Raw genomic sequence first — 19,400 nt, 5'->3', positions numbered from 1 at the left:
GGAACCAATCCAATACCGGCCCCGGACCCCCGGTCCCGAGGCCAATCCGACGAAGGTGGACCGGACGTCATGGCTCAGTGGACCTCAGCGGTCGGTGCCGCACAGCTCGCCCGCCTGATCACCTCCCAGCAGGAACGCCCCGGCCCGCCCGGCTCCCGCAAACCCCCCGCCTACCGCACCCTCGCCGACGGGATCCGCCTGCTCGTCCTCGAAGGCCGCGTCCCCGTCGCCGCCCGCCTGCCCGCCGAACGCGAGCTGGCCGTCGCCCTCTCCCTCAGCCGCACCACCGTCGCCGCCGCCTACGAGGCCCTGCGCGGCGAGGGCTTCCTCGAATCCCGCCGCGGCGCCGGCAGCTGGACCTCCGTACCGGCCGGCAACCCGCTGCCCGCGCGGGGTCTGGAGCCCCTCCCGCCCGAGTCCCTCGGCTCGATGATCGACCTCGGCTGCGCGGCCCTGCCCGCCCCCGAGCCCTGGCTCACCAAGGCCGTCCAGGGCGCTCTGGAGGAACTGCCGCCGTACGCGCACACCCACGGCGACTACCCGGCCGGACTGCCCGCCCTGCGCCGCATGCTCGCCGACCGCTACACCGAACGCGGCATCCCGACCATGCCCGAACAGATCATGGTCACCACCGGCGCCATGGGCGCCATAGACGCCATCTGCAGCCTCTTCGCCGGCCGGGGCGAGCGGATCGCCGTCGAATCCCCCTCCTACGCCAACATCCTCCAGCTCATGCGCGCCGCCGGCGTCCGCCTCGTCCCCGTCGCCATGGGGGACGGGCTCAGCGGCTGGGACATGGACGTCTGGCGCCAGGTCCTGCGCGACGCGGCCCCCCGCCTCGCCTACGTCGTCGCCGACTTCCACAACCCGACCGGCGCCCTCGCCTCCGAGGAGCAGCGCCGCGCCATGGTCGAGGCCGCCCGCTCGGCCGGCACCGTCCTGATCGCCGACGAGACCATGGCCGAACTCCAACTGGACCCGGACATGACCATGCCGCGCCCGGTCTGCTCCTTCGATCCGGCCGGCTCCACCGTGATCACCGTCGGCTCCGCCAGCAAGGCCTTCTGGGCGGGGATGCGCATCGGCTGGGTCCGCGCGGCCCCGGACGTCATCCGCAGCCTCGTCGCCGCCCGCGCCTACGCCGACCTCGGCACCCCCGTCCTGGAACAGCTCGCCGTGAACTGGCTGATGCGCAGCGGGGGCTGGCAGGAGGCCGTCGGGATCCGCCGCCACCAGGCCCGGGAGAACCGGGACGCGCTCGTCACGGCGGTGCGCCGGGAGCTGCCGGACTGGGAGTTCGAGGTCCCGCTCGGCGGGCTCACCCTGTGGGCCCGCGCGGGCGGGCTGTCCGGGTCCCGGCTCGCCGAGGTGGGGGAGCGGGTCGGCGTACGCGTTCCCTCGGGCCCCCGGTTCGGGGTGGACGGCGCCTTCGAGGGGTACGTCCGGCTGCCGTTCACGGTGGGCGGGCCGGTGGCCGAGGAGGCCGCGGCCCGCCTCGCGGCGGCGGCGCGACTGGTGGCCACCGGAGCGGGCGGCGGCGGGGCGGAGCCGCCGCGCACGTTCGTCGCGTAGGACTCCCGGAGCGGGCTACGGGGCCTCCGCCGGGACCTCCGGGATCTCCGAGGCGTCGATCGAGGTCGCCTGCATCGCCTCCGCCTCCCCCGAGCCGTGCCGGGCCCGGAACACCTGGAGCGGCCTGGACGGGGTCGGGTGGCCCTCGCCGTCGTCCGGGGCCGGGGCCTGCCGCTGCGGCAGCAGCTCCAGCACCGCCTGACGCTGCGCGGGCGGCGTGGCGTCGTCGTACGGGTCCGGGGTCGCGGGCACCTGGAGTCGGTGGACGGCGCCCGTGCCGAGCCGGGCGTACCCGCGGCCCGGCGGCAGCTGCGCGGGCGGCGTGGTGTGCGGCGGCAGCCCCAGGACGTCCGTGATCTGCCGGCCGGTCGCCGGCCCGAGGACGACCCGGGCCCGCGTGTGCTGCCAGACCGCCTCGTGCAGCAGCTCCAGATGGTCGAACTGCTCGGCCACCACCACCGTCAGGGACGCCGCCCGGCCGTGCCGCAGCGGCACCTGGAGCCGCGCCAGGGGGTCGGGCCGCCCCTCGGACGCCGCCAGGTGCGCGAGGACGCTCGGCCGGTCCAGCAGGATCCACAGCGGGCGCCGGGCGTCCTCCGGAGCGGGCCGGCCCGCCTCGCGCGCCCGGTGCGTGGCGATAAGGCGCCGCTCGGTCTCCCGCGCCGCCCACTCCAGGGTGGCTTCCGCCCCCGTGGGCCCGCACTCGACGGCCAGGACCCCGACGCGGCCGGTCAGGCAGGCGTACTCGCCGCTCGCCCCTCCCTCGACGATCAGGACGTCACCGCCCTGCCCCAGCGCCTGGAGGGCCACCGAACGCAGCAGGGTGGAGGTACCGCTGCCGGGCTGCCCCACCACCAGCAGGTGCGGCTCGGCGGAGCGGGGGCCGGTCCGCCAGATCACCGGCGGCATGTCCCGGGACTCCTCGCCCTCCACGACGGGCAGGGTCCGCTGGACGGCGCCGGGGTCGGTGAAGCCGAGGACGGTCTCGCCCGGCGAGGTCACGAAGCGCTGCGCGGCGACCCCCGTCGGCAGCGCCGCCAGGACGGACAGGTCGAGTTGGTTGCCCTCCTCGTCCCACTCGAAGAGGTACTCCCGCCCGCGCCCGGACTTCGCGTGCAGCAGGGCCTCGATCCGTGCCCTGGACGCGGCCTCCCCGTCGGTGAAGTAGGCCGGGTAGCGGATGCGCAGCCGGGTGACGCGGCCCGCCTCGTCGAACGCGTAGTCGCTGAAGGCCTGCTCCCAGTCCCCGCCGTGGGCGAAGAGCGGGTTCGGGTCCTCGGGGATGGAGAAGTACGGCACGAGGGCCTCGTAGAGGGCCCCGAGCCGCTCGGTCTCGGCGTCGCCGGGTCCGCTCTTCACCGGGGTGCGGTCGCGGCCCTGCCAGGCCGCCGCCGCCATGAGCGAGATCAGCGCGGCGAGGGGACCGTACGGGACGAGCCCCACCGCGAGGACGCACGCGACGCCCAGGAAGAACGCCGGGCCGCGCTTGTCCTTGGGGGTCTCCGCCCACTTGCGGCGCCCGAGGGCCGCCAGGACGCGCAGACCGCGCCCGATGACGAGGAGGGGATGGAGGACGTCCGTGGCACTGTCGGCGGCCGTGCGCGCGAGCTCGCGGCCCCGGGTGAGCGACGCGCTGCCGCTGCCGATGATGCGGGGGAAGGGGCGCCGGGCCACGGTCGTCTCCTGGAGTTGTGGTGGTGCGGACGGTGGGTGGGCGGACACCCCCTAGAGCTTGATCCCGCCGAGGAGGCTCGCGAGGCTGGCCGTGCTCGCCGTGATGCTCGGGGCGATGGCGGAGCCGGCGAGGAAGAAGCCGAACAGCGCGCAGACGAAGGCGTGCGTCAGCTTCATCCCGTCCTTCTTGAAGAAGAGGAAGCAGATGATGCCGAGCAGGACGACACCTGAGATGGACAGGACCATGGGACGTTCTCCTCGTGAGTAGGGCTCCTGGTGGGTGGGGACGGTCACCATCAGTTCTTCCAGGCTCACAGGAAGTATCAATGCGATAAAAGGTGCATACGGGTGAACCCCGGTGTTTTTCACTTGACCGGCCCACGTCGACTGGCGCGCCCGTCGACCGGGCCCCCTCACGCCCCTGACCGGGCGCTACCCTGACGACTTCACCCGTACGGACGCGGTCCCGTACGCCCCCGGCCCCCGTGGCCTGGGAAAACTCTTGCCGACGCACAGCGAGTGAAAGGCGGAACGCCCGATGAGCGAGCACCAGGACGCTTCGGGAACTCCCGACGCCCCCGACGAGGACGTCATCGAACTGGCCACCAAGATCTTCGACCTCGCCCGACAGGGCGAGACCGAGACGCTGACCGCTTACCTCGACGCCGGCGTCCCCGCGAACCTCACCAACGACCGTGGCGACACCCTCGTCATGCTCGCCGCCTACCACGGCCACGCCGCCACCGTCACGGCCCTGCTCGCCCGCGGCGCCGAGGCCGACCGCGCCAACGACCGCGGCCAGACCCCGCTCGCCGGCGCCGTGTTCAAGGGCGAGGAAGCCGTCATCCGCGCCCTGCTCGCCGGCGGCGCCGATCCGACGGCCGGCACCCCCTCCGCCGTGGACACCGCCCGCATGTTCGCCAAGGCCGACCTGCTGGAACTCTTCGGAGCCGAGTAATCCGCTTCGGGGCCCGGTTTCACCGGGCCAGGACCGGCCCGGGAGCTCACGGCTTGGTCACGGCGGCCTTAAATGTGGTCGCGGCACACAAACCGCCTGGGTCATCATGGCGTCGGATTCGATTCGTGAACTTGACGGACGGGCAGGAGCGGGCTGGACACAACGGGTGTCCATCCCCCCGCACCCGCCACACCGGCCGCCCTGGCCGCGAAGCACCGACGAGAGTGAGAAGGCAATGGTCTACATCGAGCGGAACACGACGGCGAACGTCCTCACATGCTGTTACGCGGCCCTGTGAATCCCGATTCCCGGTTGCGTCCCCAGCTTGATTTGAGGCCATTCCCATGTTCGAACCAGTCATAGCGCCAAGCGGCACCCTGCTCGGGCTCCTCCAGCGGGGTCGCGGCGACGGCACGCTGCACGCCCTCGCGGCCCCCCGGCCGCAGGCCCTCGCGGCCTTGGACCAGTGCGTGCTCCGCGACCCGCGCCAGGACTGGCAGGTCGAGAACCGCTCCCTGTACTACGCCCGCCTGTACCTGGACCTCGACGGCCCGCTCGGCGCCATCGAGGCCCACCTCTTCAGCGCCGACGACCTCGTCGTCGACGACGACCACCGCACGGGCCTCGCCCTGTCCGTCCTCGGACACCTGGCCTCGTACGGCCGCGACGACGCGCTCATGCTGCTGCGCCGCTACGCCGCCTCCGGCGCCAACTGGGCCTGGGCCCTCGACGAGCTCGCCCTGCGCGACGACGACGAGGGACTGCGCTCCCTCGCCGAACCCGTCCTCGCCCGCTTCCCCGCCACGGCGGAGGGCGAGGCGCGGCTGGCCGCCGCCGTCCGCGACGCCTACGAGCCCCGGCCCTGGTCCCTGTGGGAGCAGTCCCCCCGCCACGGCGAGCGCCTGCGCGCCGCCCGACAGCAGGGCTCCTTCGACCGCTGGCAGCGCCAGCTCACCCCGAACGGCCCCCGACCCGGCTGGGGCGTCCAGGCCGTCTTCGACTGGGCCGCCGACGGGCTGCGCCGCGGCACCCCGCTGCACGTGCCCGCCGCCCGCTGTCTGGCCGCCGTCGCCGCCCCCGAGGACCGCTCCGCCATCCTCGCGGCCGCCGCCGGCGCCTCGGGCGAAGCCGCCCGCGCCACCGCCCTGCACCACCTGGTCCTCGCCGAACCGGACAACCCGGCCGTCCTGGACCTCATCGAAGCCGCCGGGGACGAACCCGCCGTCGCCGCCTACGAGCGCATGTGCGGCCCCGCCGCCGTCGAGCGGGCCCGACTGTGGATCCACCGCCCCGACGCCCTCGGAGCCGCCGCCGCGGCCCTCCTCGCGGCCCGCGGCGGTCCCGACGACGCCGCACTCGTCCTCGGAGCCCTCCGCTCCACCGTCCGCGGCGCGGGCCCCGACAGCGTGCGCCTGTTCGCCCTGGTCGACGGCGCGGGCCGGCTCTCGATCGGCTGCGCGGCGCCGGTGCTGCGCCACGTCTACCGCGAGACGGCGTCCTCGCACCTGCGCGGCCGCGTCGCCCGCGCCCTGGCCGCGACGGACCCCTCCTTCGCCGCCGGCTTCGCCGTCGAATGCCTCTGGGACTGCGAGGAGACCACCCGCGAGGTCGCCGCCCACCACGCCGAGACGGCCGACGCCCGCGTCGCCCCGCGCCTGCGCCGCCTGGCGACGGACCCGGCGGAGGAAGAGGAAGTCCAGTCGGCGGTCCGCAGCCGCATCACCCCGGAGTCGGCGGTGTAGGTCCGGTCCGGCGGGGCGGTGGCACACCGCCCCTACCGCCCCGCCCCCACGAACCGCACCGGCAGCCCCGGCCTCGCCTGCGCGGCGGCGTCCAGGGCGGGGCCCGGGGGGACGACGCCGATCACCGGATAGCCGCCCGTGACGGGGTGGTCCGCCAGGAACACCACCGGCAGGCCGTCCGGAGGGACCTGCACCGCGCCCAGGACCATGCCCTCGCTCGGCAGTTCGCCGCCCCGGGCCCGGGTCAGCGGCGGACCCGCCTCCGTGCGCAGCCCGATGCGGTTGGACGCCGCCGCCACCCGGTACCGCGCCGACAGCAGCCGCGCCAGCGAAGCCTCCGTGAACCAGTCGGCCCGCGGCCCCGGCCGCAGCGGGAGCACCAGCTCCGTCGGGGGCCCCGGTACCCGCGGGGTGTCCGCCCCGGCGACCGGGTCCGGGCCTGGCGGGCCCACCGGGAGTACCGTCCCCGCCCGCAGCGGAGGCGGCCCGAGCCCCGACAGCAGGTCCGTCGCGCGACTGCCCAGGACCGGCGGGACGGCGAACCCACCCCGCACCGCGACATAGCCGCGCACCCCCGACTCCGCCCGGCCCACGTCCAGCTCCGCCCCCGCCCGCAGCCGGACCGGCGCACCCCAGGCCACCGGGCGCCCGTCGACCCGTACCGGGCAGGGAGCCCCGGTCACCGCCACCGTCAGCGGCACGAGGGCGGCCAGCCGCACCCCGTCGAGCGTGGTCTCCAGCGTGGCGGCCTCCGGCGGGTTGCCGAGCAGCCGGTTGGCCAGGGTGTGCGCGGCCGTGTCCAGCGCGCCCGACCGGGGCACGCCCAGGTGCGCGTACCCGGGGCGGCCGAGGTCCTGCACGGTGGTCAGCGCCCCCGGGCGCACCACCCGGGCGCCGTTCACGCCGCCGCCCGCGTGAACCGCACCCGAACCCCCGGCGCGAACAGCGCGGCCGGCTCCCGCGCCGGGTCCCACAGCACCGCGTCCGTGGTGCCGATGAGCTGCCAGCCGCCGGGGGAGGAGCGGGGGTAGACCCCGGCGTACTCCCCGGCCAGCGCCAGCGAGCCCGCCGGTACGGCCGTACGGGGTGTGGCGCGGCGGGGCAGGTGGAGGCGTTCCGGGAGCCCCGTCAGGTAGCCGAAGCCGGGCGCGAACCCGCAGAAGGCCACCCGGAAGACCACGGCGCCGACCAGCTCCGCCACCTCCCGCTCCGCGACCCCCCACGCGTCGGCGACGTCCGCCAGGTCGGGGCCGTCGTAGCGCACCGGCACGGTGACGAGCGGCCCCTCGGCCCCGGTCAGCGGCGGCACCTCCCAGCGCGGGATCCGGGCCGCCAGCGCCTCCGGCTCCCGTACGCCGTCCAGCAGCACGGTCCGCGCGGCCGGTACGAGGTCCCGGACCCCGGCCAGTTCCCCCGCCGTGCGGCGGCGCAGCAGCTCGGCGTGGAGCGCGGCCACCTCGTCCGCCGAACCCACCTCGATCAGCAGCCCCTCGGACCCCACCCGCAACACCCGCATCCTCACGTGAAGGCCTCCACCCGCACCCCGGCGCCGAGCAGCGCCTCCCGGACCCGGCCGGCGAGCAGCGCCGCGCCCGGAGTGTCCCCGTGCACGCACAGGGAGCGCGCCGTGACGGGGATCCGCGACCCGTCGGAGGCCCGTACCGCGCCCTCGGCGGCCAGCGACACCGCCCGAGCCACCACCGCGTCCGGATCGTGCAGCACCGCCCCCGGCTCCGCGCGCGGGACGAGCGTCCCGCCGGGGGTGTAGGCCCGGTCCGCGAACGCCTCCGCGACGGGCTCGAAGCCGGCCTCGGCGGCGGCCGTCAGCAGCAGCGAGCCGGGCAGACCGAGCACCGGCAGCCCGCGCTCCCCGGCGGCGAGCCGGACCCCGGCGACGACGGCGCCGGCCTGGCCCGCGTCGTGGACCGTGCGGTTGTACAGCGCGCCGTGCGGTTTCACGTACGACACCCGCGACCCGGCCGCCCGCGCGAACACCTCCAGCGCCCCGATCTGGTAGGCCACCTCGTCCGCCAGTTCGCGGGGCGGCACGTCCATGGAGCGGCGTCCGAAGCCCGCCAGGTCGCGGTAGGAGACCTGCGCGCCGATCCGTACGCCTCGCTCGGCCGCGATCCCGCAGACGCGGCGCATGATCGACGGGTCGCCCGCGTGGAAGCCGCAGGCGACGTTGGCGCTCGTGACGACCGACAGCAGGGCCTCGTCGTCCGTCAGCGTCCACCGGCCGAAGCCCTCGCCCAGGTCGGCGTTGAGGTCGATCGCGGCCGCGGCGGGTGTGATCATGGAAGCCATGCGGCGAGCGTAGAGCAGCGCGCGGCGACGCGGACGTACGGTCCGGGCGACCGTCGGGGACGATCCGGCCGAACCGTGCCGTTTGGGATGTTGTCCGTGTCACCGCCTAGTCTTTCCGTCGTGACTCTCCCTGCCCCGGCGAAGACCCTCCCGTCCCCGGCGCCGGGCCCGGCCGCCGACGAGGGCCTGGCCCGGCGGCTGCGCGCCCTCGCCTGCACCGCCCCGCTGCACGACCTCGACGTACGCAAGGCCAATCTGGCCGGCGAGTACGGGGTGTACGCGATGGCGGAGGTCGCGCTGGCCGCGATCGACCTGGTCACGCTCAACATGGACTTCGACACGGGCGCCGACCACGAGCAGATAGTGGCGCGGCTGCTGCCGCGCGTCGCGGCGCAGGCCCCGTCCCGCCCGACGGCCGAGCACGAGCGGGTGGCCCGCTGGGTGCTGGAGAACCTCATCAACGTCGGCAGCGTGGACCGGGGTTTCCGCGCCATCTACGGCACCTTCGGCCCCGACGGCGTGTACGTCCGCCGGGACTACGACTTCAAGCTGATCGAGGAGGTCCCCGGCTTCGGCGGCGCCGTCTACCTGCGCACGACCGACGAGGCGGTCAACGTGCTGGTCGGCGCCCTGGACACGGACGTCACCAGCGCCCAGATCGCGGCCGAGGTCAAGCTGGAGGTCCTCATCAGCCGCGGCCGGCTCGCCGACGCGCAGCTCGCCGCCGAACAGGCCCGTTACCGCACCGTCCAGTACGCCGAGACGCTGCGCCGCACGCTGGACGCGACGCGGCGCAACGTGCGCGCGGTGGACTGGCTCCAGGCGGTGCCGGACATGATCGCCGAGGCCCTCGACCACGTCGCCGACCGCTACCGGCACGAGAACGCGATCCTCACGAACATCCGCAAGGCGCGCGACGAGGCCGAGGACCCCGACAACAAGCGGCGGGCCGCCGAGCTCGTCGACATCGTCAAGGACTGCATCCGTCGGCACACCCAGCTCCAGTCCCGACTGCTCGACGCCGGCCCGCTGTTCCGCGCCGAACAGGACCGGCAGGCCTTCGCCGCGCCCGCGCCGCGCTCCGGGATCGACCTCTACGGGCAGCTGGTGGCGCCCCTGCTGCCGCTGCCCCTCGAAGGGGCCGTCCGGGTCACCGACGCCTTCTTCGCGGCGGGCGCCGGCCTGCGCAGCCCCGTGTCGGTCCGGGTCGCGGACCTCGTGGAGATCCTCCTGACGCCGCCGCTGGAGCGGGAGCACCTCGGCGTGGAGATGCCGGAGCCCGACCTGATCGCCACCCCGGACGACAGCCGGTTCAGCGAGGAACAACTCGCGGCGGCGACGGCGCTCCTGGACCTCCCGCACGACGCCCCGCGCCGGCTCTCGGGTCTCCTCGCCCAGGCCCGTCGCTCCGATCCGGACCTGCCGTACCTGGTGGCGCTGCTGGCCGTGCACGCGGCGAGCCCGGCGGTGGGGACGGCGTACCGGCAGGGCGAGGAGCGGCTGCTGTTCGCGGTGGACGACGGCACCCCGCTCGACGACCCGGAGTTCGGCGGCGCCGACCTGATCGTCGGCACGGCCCTCCTGGACGCCGCCGGCATGGCAGCGGCCCGCACGGACCCCTCATGACCCCGCCACCGCCCCCTCCGGCCCTTCACCCCGCCGCGCCGACTCCGGCCGCGCCGGTTCCGGGCGTCTCCGTTCCGGCCGTGCCCGGCTCGGTCGCGCGGGATCGCGGCGCGGCGGAGCCGGCCGCCGACCCGCACATCGCGGTCCCCGCCACCGGGCCCACCGCGCCCCGTACCAACCCGTACCGCACCGTCGAGGAGATCCACCCGTGAGCGACCACGCCGAGCACCCCGCGTGGAGTGAGCCCGACGCGCCGTCGGGGTCCGTCGCGCCCGCCGCCGCGGGGGGCGTCACGCCCGCCGACGCCGCCGACGCGGCCCGCCTGGTCTCCTTCGGGCTCCAGCCCAAGCTGCTGCCCGCCCGCGACGCCGAGTACGCCGAACTGCTGCGCCGCTACCGCGAGGAGCCCGCCTTCGGCCGGCTCGCCGACGCCGTCGCCACCGGCCTCGGCCTCGTCGTGCTGGAGGTGTCCCCGCGCGCGGGGATGGCCGTCGCCGCCGGCGAGGACTCCGTCTTCGCCGTCCGCATGGGCGACTACGCCCGCCGCACCGCCGCCGACGGCGGCGACCGCTTCCTGCACGGCCTCGCCCACCTCGCCGTCGCGGCCCTCGCCTTCCCCCGCCCCGAGGACCTCGCCGACGACGGCTACATCGGCCGGGTCACCGTCAACGGCGTCGACTCTTTCGTCCGGCAGACCTGCCGCCGCCTGGAGGAGCGCGCCGAGGAACTCGGCGAGAACACCGACCCGGCCTCCGACGCCCCCGGCCTGGAGGCAGCCTGGCGCGTCTACGCCCGCCGCAGCGCGACCGGGGCCACCAAGGACGCCCGTCGCCTCGCCGGCTCCACCACCGGCATCGTCGGCAAGGCCGCCGCCTTCCTCACCGAGTCCGGGTTCCTCCAGCGCACCGGCGACGAGGCGGGCGGCACCTACCGCACCACCCCCCGCTACCAGCTCCAGGTCCGCGACATGGCGGGCAGCGCGGCCATGGCCGAACTCCTGGAACTCGGCGTGGTCCCCGTCAGCGACGGCTCCGCCACCCTCCTGCCGCCGCCCGAGGGCGACGACCTGGAGCTCGCGGCCGACGCCGGCCTGCCGTTCCACGCCTGAGCCACCCGCCTTTCCGCACCGAGAAGCAACGAGAGTCCGCCGCCATGTACGAGCTGTCCCGGATCCGCCTCTACTCCATCGGGCCCGCCGGCGCACGCTACGCCGACACCGTGCTCGACCTGCGCGGAGTCGGTGAGCCGGTGCCCCACCCGGCGCCCACCCAGGCGGAGTTCTTCGAGGACGAGCCCACCGGCCCGCCCCGCCGCCCGGCGCCCGCGGGCGTGCTCTTTCTGGAGAACGGCGGCGGCAAGTCCGTCCTGCTCAAGCTGATCTTCTCGGTGATGCTCCCCGGCCACCGCAACACCCTCGGCGGCGCCAGCTCCGGCGTCCTGCGCAAGTTCCTGCTCGCCGACGACTGCGGCCACGTCGCCCTGGAGTGGCAGCACACCCAGACCGGCGAGTGCGTCGTCGTCGGCAAGGTCAGCGAATGGCGCGGCCGGCAGGTCTCCAACGACCCCCGCAAGTTCGCCGAAGCCTGGTACTCCTTCCGCCCCGGCCCCGGTCTGAGCCTGGACAGCCTGCCCGTCGCCGAGGCCACCTCCGTACGCCCGCCCGTCGAAGGGGCCTCGGGAGCGCAGGGCCGCCGCCGCACGATGAAGGGCTTCCGCGACGCCCTCACCGAGGCCGGCAAGGCGTACCCGCACCTGGAGGTGTACTTCGAGGAGATCCACGACCGCTGGAACGAACACCTCACCGAACTCGGCCTCGACCCCGAACTCTTCCGCTACCAGCGCGAGATGAACGCCGACGAGGGCGAGGCCGCCGGCCTCTTCGCCGTGAAGAAGGACTCCGACTTCACCGACCTGCTGCTGCGCGCCGTCACCGACACCCGCGACACCGACGGCCTCGCCGACCTCGTCCACGGCTTCGGCAACAAGCTCGGCCGCCGCGCCGAGCTGATGGCCGAACGGGACTTCACCGCGGGCTCCGTGGACCTCCTCACCCGCATCGTCGAGGCCGCCGAGACCCGCTCGCGCCTGCGCGACGTGCACGCGGGCGCCGAACGCCGTACGCGCACCCTCGCCCGGCGGCTGTCCGCCCGCGCCGCCGAGGAACGCGGCCGCGCAGCCGACCTCGCGCAGCGGGTCACCGGCGCCGCCCACGAGGTCACCGCCGCCGAGGCGCAGCGCGCCCGCAGCGCCGCCGTCTCCGCCGAACTGGCCTACCGGCACGCCTCGTTGGCGCTGACCGTCGCCGACAAGGCCGCCGCCGCCCAGCGCCGCGAACTCCTCGAAGCGCGCACCCTGCACGCCGCCTGGCAGGCCGCCGAGATCGTCCTGCGCCACCGCGCCGCCGCCGACCGCTCCGCCCGCGTCGCCGCCGCGATCCTGGAGGCCGAACGGGACGCCGCGCCCGCCCTCGCCGCCCGCGCCACGGCCGCCGCCGCCCTCGTACGGGCCCTGCACACGGCCGCCGAGCAGGGTGAGCGGGCCGCCCAGGAGGAGGAGGAGCGTTCCGCCGAGCTCCAGTCCGTCGGCGAGACCGCCCACCGCGACGCCACCGCCGCCGCGACCGCCGCCCAGCGCGCCCGCAGCGAGGCCGAGCACCTGCGCGCCCGCCTCGCGGAGGTCGAGCAGGAGACCGCCGAGGCCGTCCGCGCCGGCTGGCTCGACGACACCGCCCCGACGCCGACCCGGCCCGCGCCGCCCTGGCCGCGAGCGACGCCGAGAAGACGGCCGTGGCCGCCTGGGACGCCGCCCGCGAGGCCGCCCGCGCCGCCGGCGAGGCCGCCCGTGAGGCCGCCTCCGCCGAATCCGCGCCGAACTCACCGCCGCCCGCGCCGCGACGCCGCCGACGCCGCCGAGGCCGCGCACCAGGCCGAACACCGTGCGGCCGTCTCCCTCGCCGCCGCCCCGCGCCTGGCGGAGCTGCTCGGCCTCCCCTCGGCCCCGATACCTTCCTCCCGCGCCCCGCGGCGGCGCACGGACCGGCTCCGCTCAGGCCGTGGCCGTGCAGGCCACAGCCGCCGCCGGGTACCCGGGCGCCGCCCGCGTCGGCGCCGCCGGCGGACCCCCCGACTCCGCAGCCCCGGGCTCCGCCCCCGCCGGCACCCTCACCGTCGACGACCTCGACCGCGGCGCCGACGACCTGCACCGGATGCTGACCGACGCGGTCACGGCGGCCGAACGCCAGCTGTTCGAGCTGCGCACCGCCGCCGCCGACGACGCCCGCATCCTCGGCGCCCTCGGCGACGGGGGCCTGCTGCCGCCCGGCCCCGACGTCCTCGCCACCGTCGAGTACCTCGGCGAACACGGCATCCCGGCCCTGCCCGGCTGGCGCTACCTCGCCCAGTCCGTGGACCCCGCCGACCACGCCGCCGTGCTCGCCGCCCGCCCCGAACTCGTCGACGGCGTCGTCATCACCGACCCCGAGACCCACACCCGGGCCCGCGAGGTCCTCTCCGGGGCCGCCCTGCTGCCCCGCTCCACCGTCGCCGTCGGCACCGCCGCCGCCCTGCTGGCACCGGCCGCGCCCGTGGACGGCGATTCCGCCGTGTCCGGTATTTTCATCGTTTCGCCGAACCCGGCCATGCACGACGAGGGCGCCGCCGACGAGGAACGCCAGGCCCTGCGCGCCCGCGTCACCGCCCGCGACACCGAGATCCGCGAGCTGGCCGCCCGCCTGTCCGGCGACCGCGAGCTGGCCGCCCGCCTCGCCTCCTGGCGCACCGGCTGCCCGCCCGGCAGGCTCGCCGAGCTGGCCCGGCACGCCGAGGCCGCCCGCGCCTTCGCCGTCGAGGCCGACGCCGAACTCGCGGAGGCCCGTACCGTCCGCGCCGAGGCCGACGAGGCCGCCACCGACGCCGCCCGCGTACGCGACGAGCGCCAGGACACCGCCCAGCGCGCCCGCCGGGCCGCCGACGCCCTCGCCGGCCTCGCCCACCGCCTGCGCGAGCGCGCCGGGTGGCAGGCCCGCGTACGGGAACTCGTCGAGGAGGCCGCCGAGTCCGAGGCCCGCGCCGAGGCCTGCCTCGATCGCGCCCGCGCCGCCGACGAGGACCGCCGCGCCGCCCAGCGCGCCGCCGACGACGCCCACCGCACCGCCCGCGCCCTGCGCGCCGAACGCGCCGAGATCGCCGGCGCCCCCGAGGCCCTCCCCGAGGACGACACCGCCCCCAAGGCCCCGCTGCCGGACCTGCGCGAGGCCTACCGGGCCGCCTCCCGCCTCTACGAGAAGGTCGGCGTCGGCGCCGACCTGCGCGCCGAACAGGCCCGCGCCGAAAGCGACGAGAGCGCCGCCCTCGCCGAACTCGACCGCCTCACCAACAAGGTCCGCACCCGCGCCGCCCAGCTCCTCGAAGGCACCGACGGCGCCGACGGCCCCTCCCGGCAGGCCGCGGCCGCCCGCGCGGAGGCCCTCGTACAGATGCTGGAATCGCGCGCCTCCGCCGCGAGCGAGCAGCTCGGCCGGCTGCGCGGCGAGGCCGAACGGCACGCCCCCGCCGACGGCGAGGCCCACACCGAGCTGCCCGAGGAACTCGTCCCGACCGACGTGGAGCAGGCCCAGGGCCTGCTGCGCACCGCCACCGCCGGGCTCGCCGCGCACTCCGCCGCCGTGGAGTCGGCCCGCGCCGCCCACGCCGACCTGCTGCGCGCCCACCGCGCCGCCGAGGACGGCGCCGGCGGCTTCGACGAGACCGCCGCCCTCCTGCGCGACCTGCTGCGCGACCACACCCACCCGGACGACGAGCAGGAACCGGCCCCCCACCCCGGCACCCTGGAGGAGGCCCGGCAGTCCGCCGCCGAGGCCCGCCGCTCCCTGCGCGCCTGCGCCGGCGACCTGTCGGCCGCCGAGACGGCCGTCCGCGAGGCGAGCGACGTCCTCGTCCGACACGCCAACGCCAACCGCTACGAGCAGGTGCGCACCCCCGCGCGCCAGCAGATCCGCGAACTGCCCGCCTCCGCCCTGCCCGAGCACGCCGCGGCCTGGGCGGCCGCCTTCGCACCGCGCCTGCGGGTCCTCACCGACGAGCTGGCCCAGCTGGAACGCAACCGCGACAGCATCGTCGACCGGCTGCGCGGGCTCGTCGAATCCGCGCTGGCCACCCTGCGCTCCGCGCAGCGGCTCTCGCAGCTGCCCGAGGGGCTGGGGGAGTGGTCGGGCCAGGAGTTCCTGCGGATCCGCTTCGAGGAGCCCGACCAGGCCACCTTGACCGAACGGCTCGGCGAGGTCATCGACGAGGCCACGCGCACGGCCGTGAAGAAGAACAGCACCGCCTCCTTCGGCGAGGGCCGCCGCGACGGCATGTCCCTGCTGCTGCGCGGCGTCCAGGCGGCCCTGGAACCCAAGGGGATCGCCGTGGAGATCCTCAAGCCGGACGCCGTACTGCGCGCCGAGCGCGTCCCCGTCGGCCAGATGGGCGACGTGTTCTCCGGCGGGCAGCTGCTCACCGCGGCCATCGCCCTCTACTGCACGATGGCGGCGCTGCGCAGCAACGACCGGGGCCGCGACAAGCACCGGCACGCGGGCACGCTGTTCCTGGACAACCCGATCGGCCGCGCGAACGCCACGTACCTGCTGGAGCTCCAGCGGGCCGTCTCGGACGCGCTCGGCGTGCAACTGCTCTACACGACCGGTCTCTTCGACACCACGGCGCTCGCGGAGTTCCCGCTCGTCATCCGGCTGCGCAACGACGCCGACCTGCGGGCGGGGCTGAAGTACATCAGCGTCGAGGAACACCTGCGCCCGGGTCTGCCGCAGCAGTCCCCGGACTCGGAGCCGATCCACGGGGAGATCACGGCGACCCGCATGTTCCGCCGCTCCTGACCGCCCCTGACCGCTCCCGTCCCCACCACTGCCGACCGCACCGCACCTCCGCACCGCACGGACGCCGCACCCCGCCGCGCCCCCTACCGGGGGTGCGGCGTCCGGGCCCGGGGGTCGCGCAGGGCCGCTCCCCGGCCGGGGGACGCGGCGCTGCTCGGCTCCGACAGGACCCCGTACCGCTGGTTCCACGTCTGCCGGGTGATCAGCACGTCCAGCACCGCCCAGGTGGCCAGCACCGTCCCCGCTATGCCCACGAGCATCATCGGGAAGGCCAGCCAGGACCCGGTCAGGGCCAGGAAGAACGTGATCGTCGCCTCCGTCAGCGTCACCGCCACGACCAACACCGCCCGAACCGCCGCCGTCCGCACGGGATCGGGCATCCGGTGCCGGCGGGCCGGCTCCTCCACCCACAGCCCCCGCCCCGGCGCCTCGCTCGCCGCGCCGTCCTCCGCGTACATCCTCATGGTGCGCTCACTTCCCGCCCCGCCGTCCGCCATGCCCGCGTACCCCTATGTCCTCAGACGAGCGAAGACGTCCGGAGATTCCCGAATCCCGGACATCGACATCGCTCCCGAACCCCCCGGAACGAAGAGTTCCAGCCATCCGTACCCCTACGTGCACCGAGGCCGCACCAAGTGTCATCTGCCACATATCGGGCCGGACTTGACCGGAAGTATCGGACAACGGGTGATCTTCGTCCAGGGGCCAGGCCGAAAACGTCCGGACACGCCTTCGAAGGCGCCGCGTGGCAGTAGTAGGCTCACGCCGTTTAAATGACGGAACAGCAACCCTGACAACGGGGTTGAGCTGGGGGAGGCTGGGGAGGCCATGCGCTTTCGCGGGAAGTCCATCCGCCGGAAGATCGTGGCGTTGCTCCTGGTGCCGCTCGTCTCCCTGACCGCCCTGTGGGGCTTCGCCACGGTGCTCACCGGCCGCGAGGCCGTCCAACTCCTCGACGTCGCCTACGTCATCGGCAAGGTCGGCTACCCCATCGAGGACGTCGTCCGCGTCATCCAGAAGGAACGGCGCCAGACCCTCGTCCTGCTCGGCAACCCCACCGCGATCGCCGCCTCGACCGAGCTCGCCAAGAGCCGCACCGCCACCGACAAGATGGTCGGCGAGATCACCGCCAACGCCCGGGACCCCGAAGTCGTCGAGGAGCTCAACCCCGAGGCCGCCCAGCGCCTGCGCTCCATCCTCGACGCCTTCCACGGCATCGCCGCGCTGCGCCACTCCGTCGACAACAACTCCGTCGACCCCACCCAGGCGTTGGACCTCTACAGCAGGCTCATCGACCCCTGCTACGAGTTCCTGATGAACCTCCACGCCCTGGAGGACGTGGAGATGGACAAGCAGGGCCGCGCCCTCGTCGGCATCACCCGCGCCCGCGAGAGCCTCTCGCGCGCCGACGGCGTCATCGCCTCCGCCCTCGCCGCCGGCAACGTCAGCGCCGCCAACATCCGCACCGTCTCGGACCTCGCCGCCAACCGCCGCCTGCTGTACGAGTTCAACCTCGACATCCTCCCGGCCGACGACCGCGGCCGCTTCGAGCAGTTCTGGAGCGGCCCCGAGACCAAGGCGCTGCGCGACGCGGAGGAACGGTTCATCACCGGCGGCGCCGGCAAGAACCAGCGCGCCGTCACCGCCGCCCAGTGGGACGAGGCCGCGGGCAAGGTCCTCACCGCCCTCGCCGACATGGGCACGGCCGCCGGCGACCGCTACCAAAAGCGCGTCGAGCCCCTCGCCATGGGCGTCATGATCCAGGCGGCCGTCGCCGGCGTCCTCGGCTTCATCGCCCTCGCCGTCTCCCTCCTGCTGTCCGTCCGCATCGGCCGCGACCTGATCCGCGACCTCTCCCGGCTCCGCAAGGAGGCCCACGAGGCCTCCGGCGTCCGCCTGCCCAGCGTGATGCGCCGCCTCGCCGCCGGCGAGAGCGTCGACGTGGAGACCGAGGCACCCCACCTGGAGTTCGAGAAGGACGAGGTCGGCCAGGTCGGCCAGGCCCTCAACAGCCTCCAGCGCGCCGCCGTCGAGGCCGCCGTCAAGCAGGCGGAGCTCCGTCGCGGCGTTTCCGAAGTGTTCGTCAACCTGGCCCGCCGCAACCAGGTCCTCCTGCACCGCCAGCTGACCCTGCTCGACACCATGGAACGGCGCACCGAGGACACCGAGGAACTCGCCGACCTCTTCCGACTCGACCACATGACCACCCGCATGCGCCGCCACGCCGAGGGCCTGGTGATCCTCTCCGGCGCCGCCCCCTCCCGCCAGTGGCGCAAGCCCGTCCAGCTGATGGACGTCGTACGGGCCGCCGTCGCCGAGGTCGAGGACTACGAGCGCATCGAGGTACGCCGCCTCGCGCGCATCGGCATCGAGGGCCCGGCCGTCGCCGACGTCACCCACCTCGTCGCCGAACTCCTGGAGAACGCCACCGTCTTCTCCCCGCCCCACACCGCCGTCCAGGTCCACGGCGAACGCGTCGCCAACGGCTTCACCCTGGAGATCCACGACCGCGGCCTCGGCATGAACCCCGAGGCCCTCCTCGACGCGAACCTGCGCCTCGCCGAGACCCCCGACTTCGAGCTGTCCGACACCGACCGCCTCGGCCTCTTCGTCGTCAGCCGCCTCGCCCGCCGCCACGGCATCCGCGTCGTCCTCCAGCCCAGCCCCTACGGAGGCACCACCGCGGTGGTCTTCCTCCCCGTGGAGCTGCTGACGGACGCCCCCGACACCAACGGCACCGGCCTGCGGCTCGACACCATCAAGGGGGCCAAGAACCTCAAGGGCGCCCCGGCCGGCAAGCGGCCCGAGCGGCGCCCGGCCGGCGCCCCGGGCGCCGCGTCCGCCCGCCCGCTGCCCGCCGGCGTCCTGAACGGCCCCGTCGAGCTGGAGGGCCCATCGGCCTCCTCGGCCTGGAGGGCCTCGACGGCCTCGACGCGCTGGAGGACCCCGACGCCACGGCCGGGCCCGCCGGAGGCATCGCGGGCCTCACCGGCGTCGGCGGTCGCCCGCCCATGGCCAGCCTCGACGACGAGACCCCGCCCGGCGGCATCCCGCGCAGCGCCCTGCTCGGCCTGCGCGCGAGCGACCGTTCCCACGCCGACCGTCACCCCGAGCGCGGCGCCTGGAAGGGCGACCGCCACGCCGAGCGCCACCGCGACGCCGACCGGGACGGCGAGGGCGTCCGCACGGGCCGCCCCGCCCCGCCGACCGCGAGCGGGAGCCGCTGGCCCCACCGGCCCGGTCCGCGCCGAACGCTCCCGCCCGGACTCCGTCCGCCCCGACGGCCCCACGCCGGCGGAGCCGTCCCGCTGCCCCGGCGCCGCCCCACCCCGACCCTGGTCGCCGAGCACGGCCGCCGCGTCGAGCCGCGCACCGCCCCGCCCAGGCCCCGGCGCCGCCCCAGCCGGCCGCGTCGCCGGGCCCCGGCGGCCTGCCCCGCCGGGTCCGCCAGGCCAATCTGGCGCCCCAGCTCCGCAACGCCCCGGCCGCGACCGCGGCCGAAACCCCCGCCGAACCGGTCACCGACCGCGACGCGGAGGACGTACGTACGCGTATGTCCGCCCTCCAGCGAGGCTGGACGGCGGGCCGTAACCAGCACGCACAGCAGCAGACCGAGACCGAGGCCGGCACCTCCGCCGCCGACGGC

Annotated in this window: 13 protein-coding genes and 1 pseudogene; 8 read left to right on the top strand and 6 right to left on the bottom strand. The window is 75.7% G+C overall.

The features are described 5' to 3' along the window. Nucleotides 1-69 precede the first annotated feature (69 nt). Nucleotides 70-1,572, top strand: a complete 1,503-nt coding sequence (locus M4D82_RS06240) for an SCO1417 family PLP biosynthesis transcription factor (protein ID WP_249765080.1) — start codon at nucleotides 70-72, stop codon at nucleotides 1,570-1,572. Nucleotides 1,573-1,587: 15 nt separating this feature from the next. Here the strand turns inward: M4D82_RS06240 and M4D82_RS06235 are convergent, their stop codons facing one another. Then, nucleotides 1,588-3,246 carry a P-loop NTPase family protein gene (locus tag M4D82_RS06235; RefSeq protein ID WP_249771516.1) on the bottom strand — a complete coding sequence of 553 codons (1,659 nt, stop codon included), beginning with the start codon at nucleotides 3,244-3,246 and terminating at the stop codon, nucleotides 1,588-1,590. 51 nt (nucleotides 3,247-3,297) lie between these two features. Beyond that, nucleotides 3,298-3,492, bottom strand: a complete 195-nt coding sequence (locus tag M4D82_RS06230; RefSeq protein ID WP_007262923.1) for a hypothetical protein — start codon at nucleotides 3,490-3,492, stop codon at nucleotides 3,298-3,300. Nucleotides 3,493-3,784: 292 nt separating this feature from the next. On the opposite strand from M4D82_RS06230, the gene M4D82_RS06225 reads away from it, so the two are divergent. Both M4D82_RS06225 and M4D82_RS06220 read left to right on the top strand, forming a co-directional pair. Then, nucleotides 3,785-4,204: an ankyrin repeat domain-containing protein gene (locus tag M4D82_RS06225; RefSeq protein ID WP_249765079.1), complete on the top strand. Its 420-nt coding sequence runs from the start codon at nucleotides 3,785-3,787 to the stop codon at nucleotides 4,202-4,204. 344 nt (nucleotides 4,205-4,548) lie between these two features. After that, complete coding sequence (locus M4D82_RS06220; RefSeq protein ID WP_249765078.1) at nucleotides 4,549-5,946, top strand: HEAT repeat domain-containing protein; 1,398 nt, start codon at nucleotides 4,549-4,551, stop codon at nucleotides 5,944-5,946. Between the two features lie 32 nt (nucleotides 5,947-5,978). Here the strand turns inward: M4D82_RS06220 and M4D82_RS06215 are convergent, their stop codons facing one another. From M4D82_RS06215 to M4D82_RS06205, 3 genes are read right to left on the bottom strand one after another with little or no spacing between them, the layout of a single operon-like run. Continuing rightward, entirely contained in the window at nucleotides 5,979-6,848 is an 870-nt protein-coding gene (locus M4D82_RS06215; RefSeq protein WP_249765077.1) for a 5-oxoprolinase subunit C family protein, read from the bottom strand. Then, nucleotides 6,845-7,462 carry a 5-oxoprolinase subunit B family protein gene (locus M4D82_RS06210; protein ID WP_249771514.1) on the bottom strand — a complete coding sequence of 206 codons (618 nt, stop codon included), beginning with the start codon at nucleotides 7,460-7,462 and terminating at the stop codon, nucleotides 6,845-6,847. The genes M4D82_RS06215 and M4D82_RS06210 overlap by 4 nt, the downstream gene beginning before the upstream one ends. Nucleotides 7,463-7,464: 2 nt before the next feature. Further along, nucleotides 7,465-8,244, bottom strand: coding sequence for a LamB/YcsF family protein (locus M4D82_RS06205; RefSeq protein ID WP_249771512.1), 780 nt, complete (start codon nucleotides 8,242-8,244; stop codon nucleotides 7,465-7,467). A gap of 96 nt (nucleotides 8,245-8,340) precedes the next feature. On the opposite strand from M4D82_RS06205, the gene M4D82_RS06200 reads away from it, so the two are divergent. From M4D82_RS06200 to M4D82_RS06190, 4 genes and pseudogenes are all read left to right on the top strand, one after another. Beyond that, nucleotides 8,341-9,879 (top strand): hypothetical protein, encoded by a 1,539-nt coding sequence (locus tag M4D82_RS06200; RefSeq protein WP_249765076.1) that lies wholly within the window; start codon nucleotides 8,341-8,343, stop codon nucleotides 9,877-9,879. Between the two features lie 80 nt (nucleotides 9,880-9,959). Beyond that, nucleotides 9,960-10,091 carry a hypothetical protein gene (locus M4D82_RS34015; protein ID WP_283844449.1) on the top strand — a complete coding sequence of 44 codons (132 nt, stop codon included), beginning with the start codon at nucleotides 9,960-9,962 and terminating at the stop codon, nucleotides 10,089-10,091. After that, on the top strand, nucleotides 10,088-10,987 hold the full coding sequence (locus M4D82_RS06195) for a hypothetical protein (RefSeq protein WP_249765075.1): 900 nt from the start codon (nucleotides 10,088-10,090) through the stop codon (nucleotides 10,985-10,987). Before M4D82_RS34015 ends, M4D82_RS06195 begins: the two co-directional genes overlap by 4 nt. Nucleotides 10,988-11,031: 44 nt before the next feature. Continuing rightward, a pseudogene (locus M4D82_RS06190) lies at nucleotides 11,032-15,754 on the top strand (hypothetical protein). A gap of 83 nt (nucleotides 15,755-15,837) precedes the next feature. Here the strand turns inward: M4D82_RS06190 and M4D82_RS06185 are convergent. Continuing rightward, complete coding sequence (locus M4D82_RS06185) at nucleotides 15,838-16,218, bottom strand: hypothetical protein (RefSeq protein ID WP_249765074.1); 381 nt, start codon at nucleotides 16,216-16,218, stop codon at nucleotides 15,838-15,840. Nucleotides 16,219-16,582: 364 nt separating this feature from the next. Here M4D82_RS06185 and M4D82_RS06180 point away from each other — a divergent pair, with 364 nt between their 5' ends. Continuing rightward, nucleotides 16,583-19,345, top strand: a complete 2,763-nt coding sequence (locus M4D82_RS06180; protein WP_349637045.1) for a sensor histidine kinase — start codon at nucleotides 16,583-16,585, stop codon at nucleotides 19,343-19,345. Nucleotides 19,346-19,400: the final 55 nt, after the last annotated feature.

This window comes from Streptomyces sp. RerS4 (assembly GCF_023515955.1).
Classification (GTDB): Bacteria; Actinomycetota; Actinomycetes; order Streptomycetales; family Streptomycetaceae; genus Streptomyces.
Note: the sequence above shows the minus strand (reverse complement) of the source record. Positions and strands in the feature narration are given on the sequence as shown.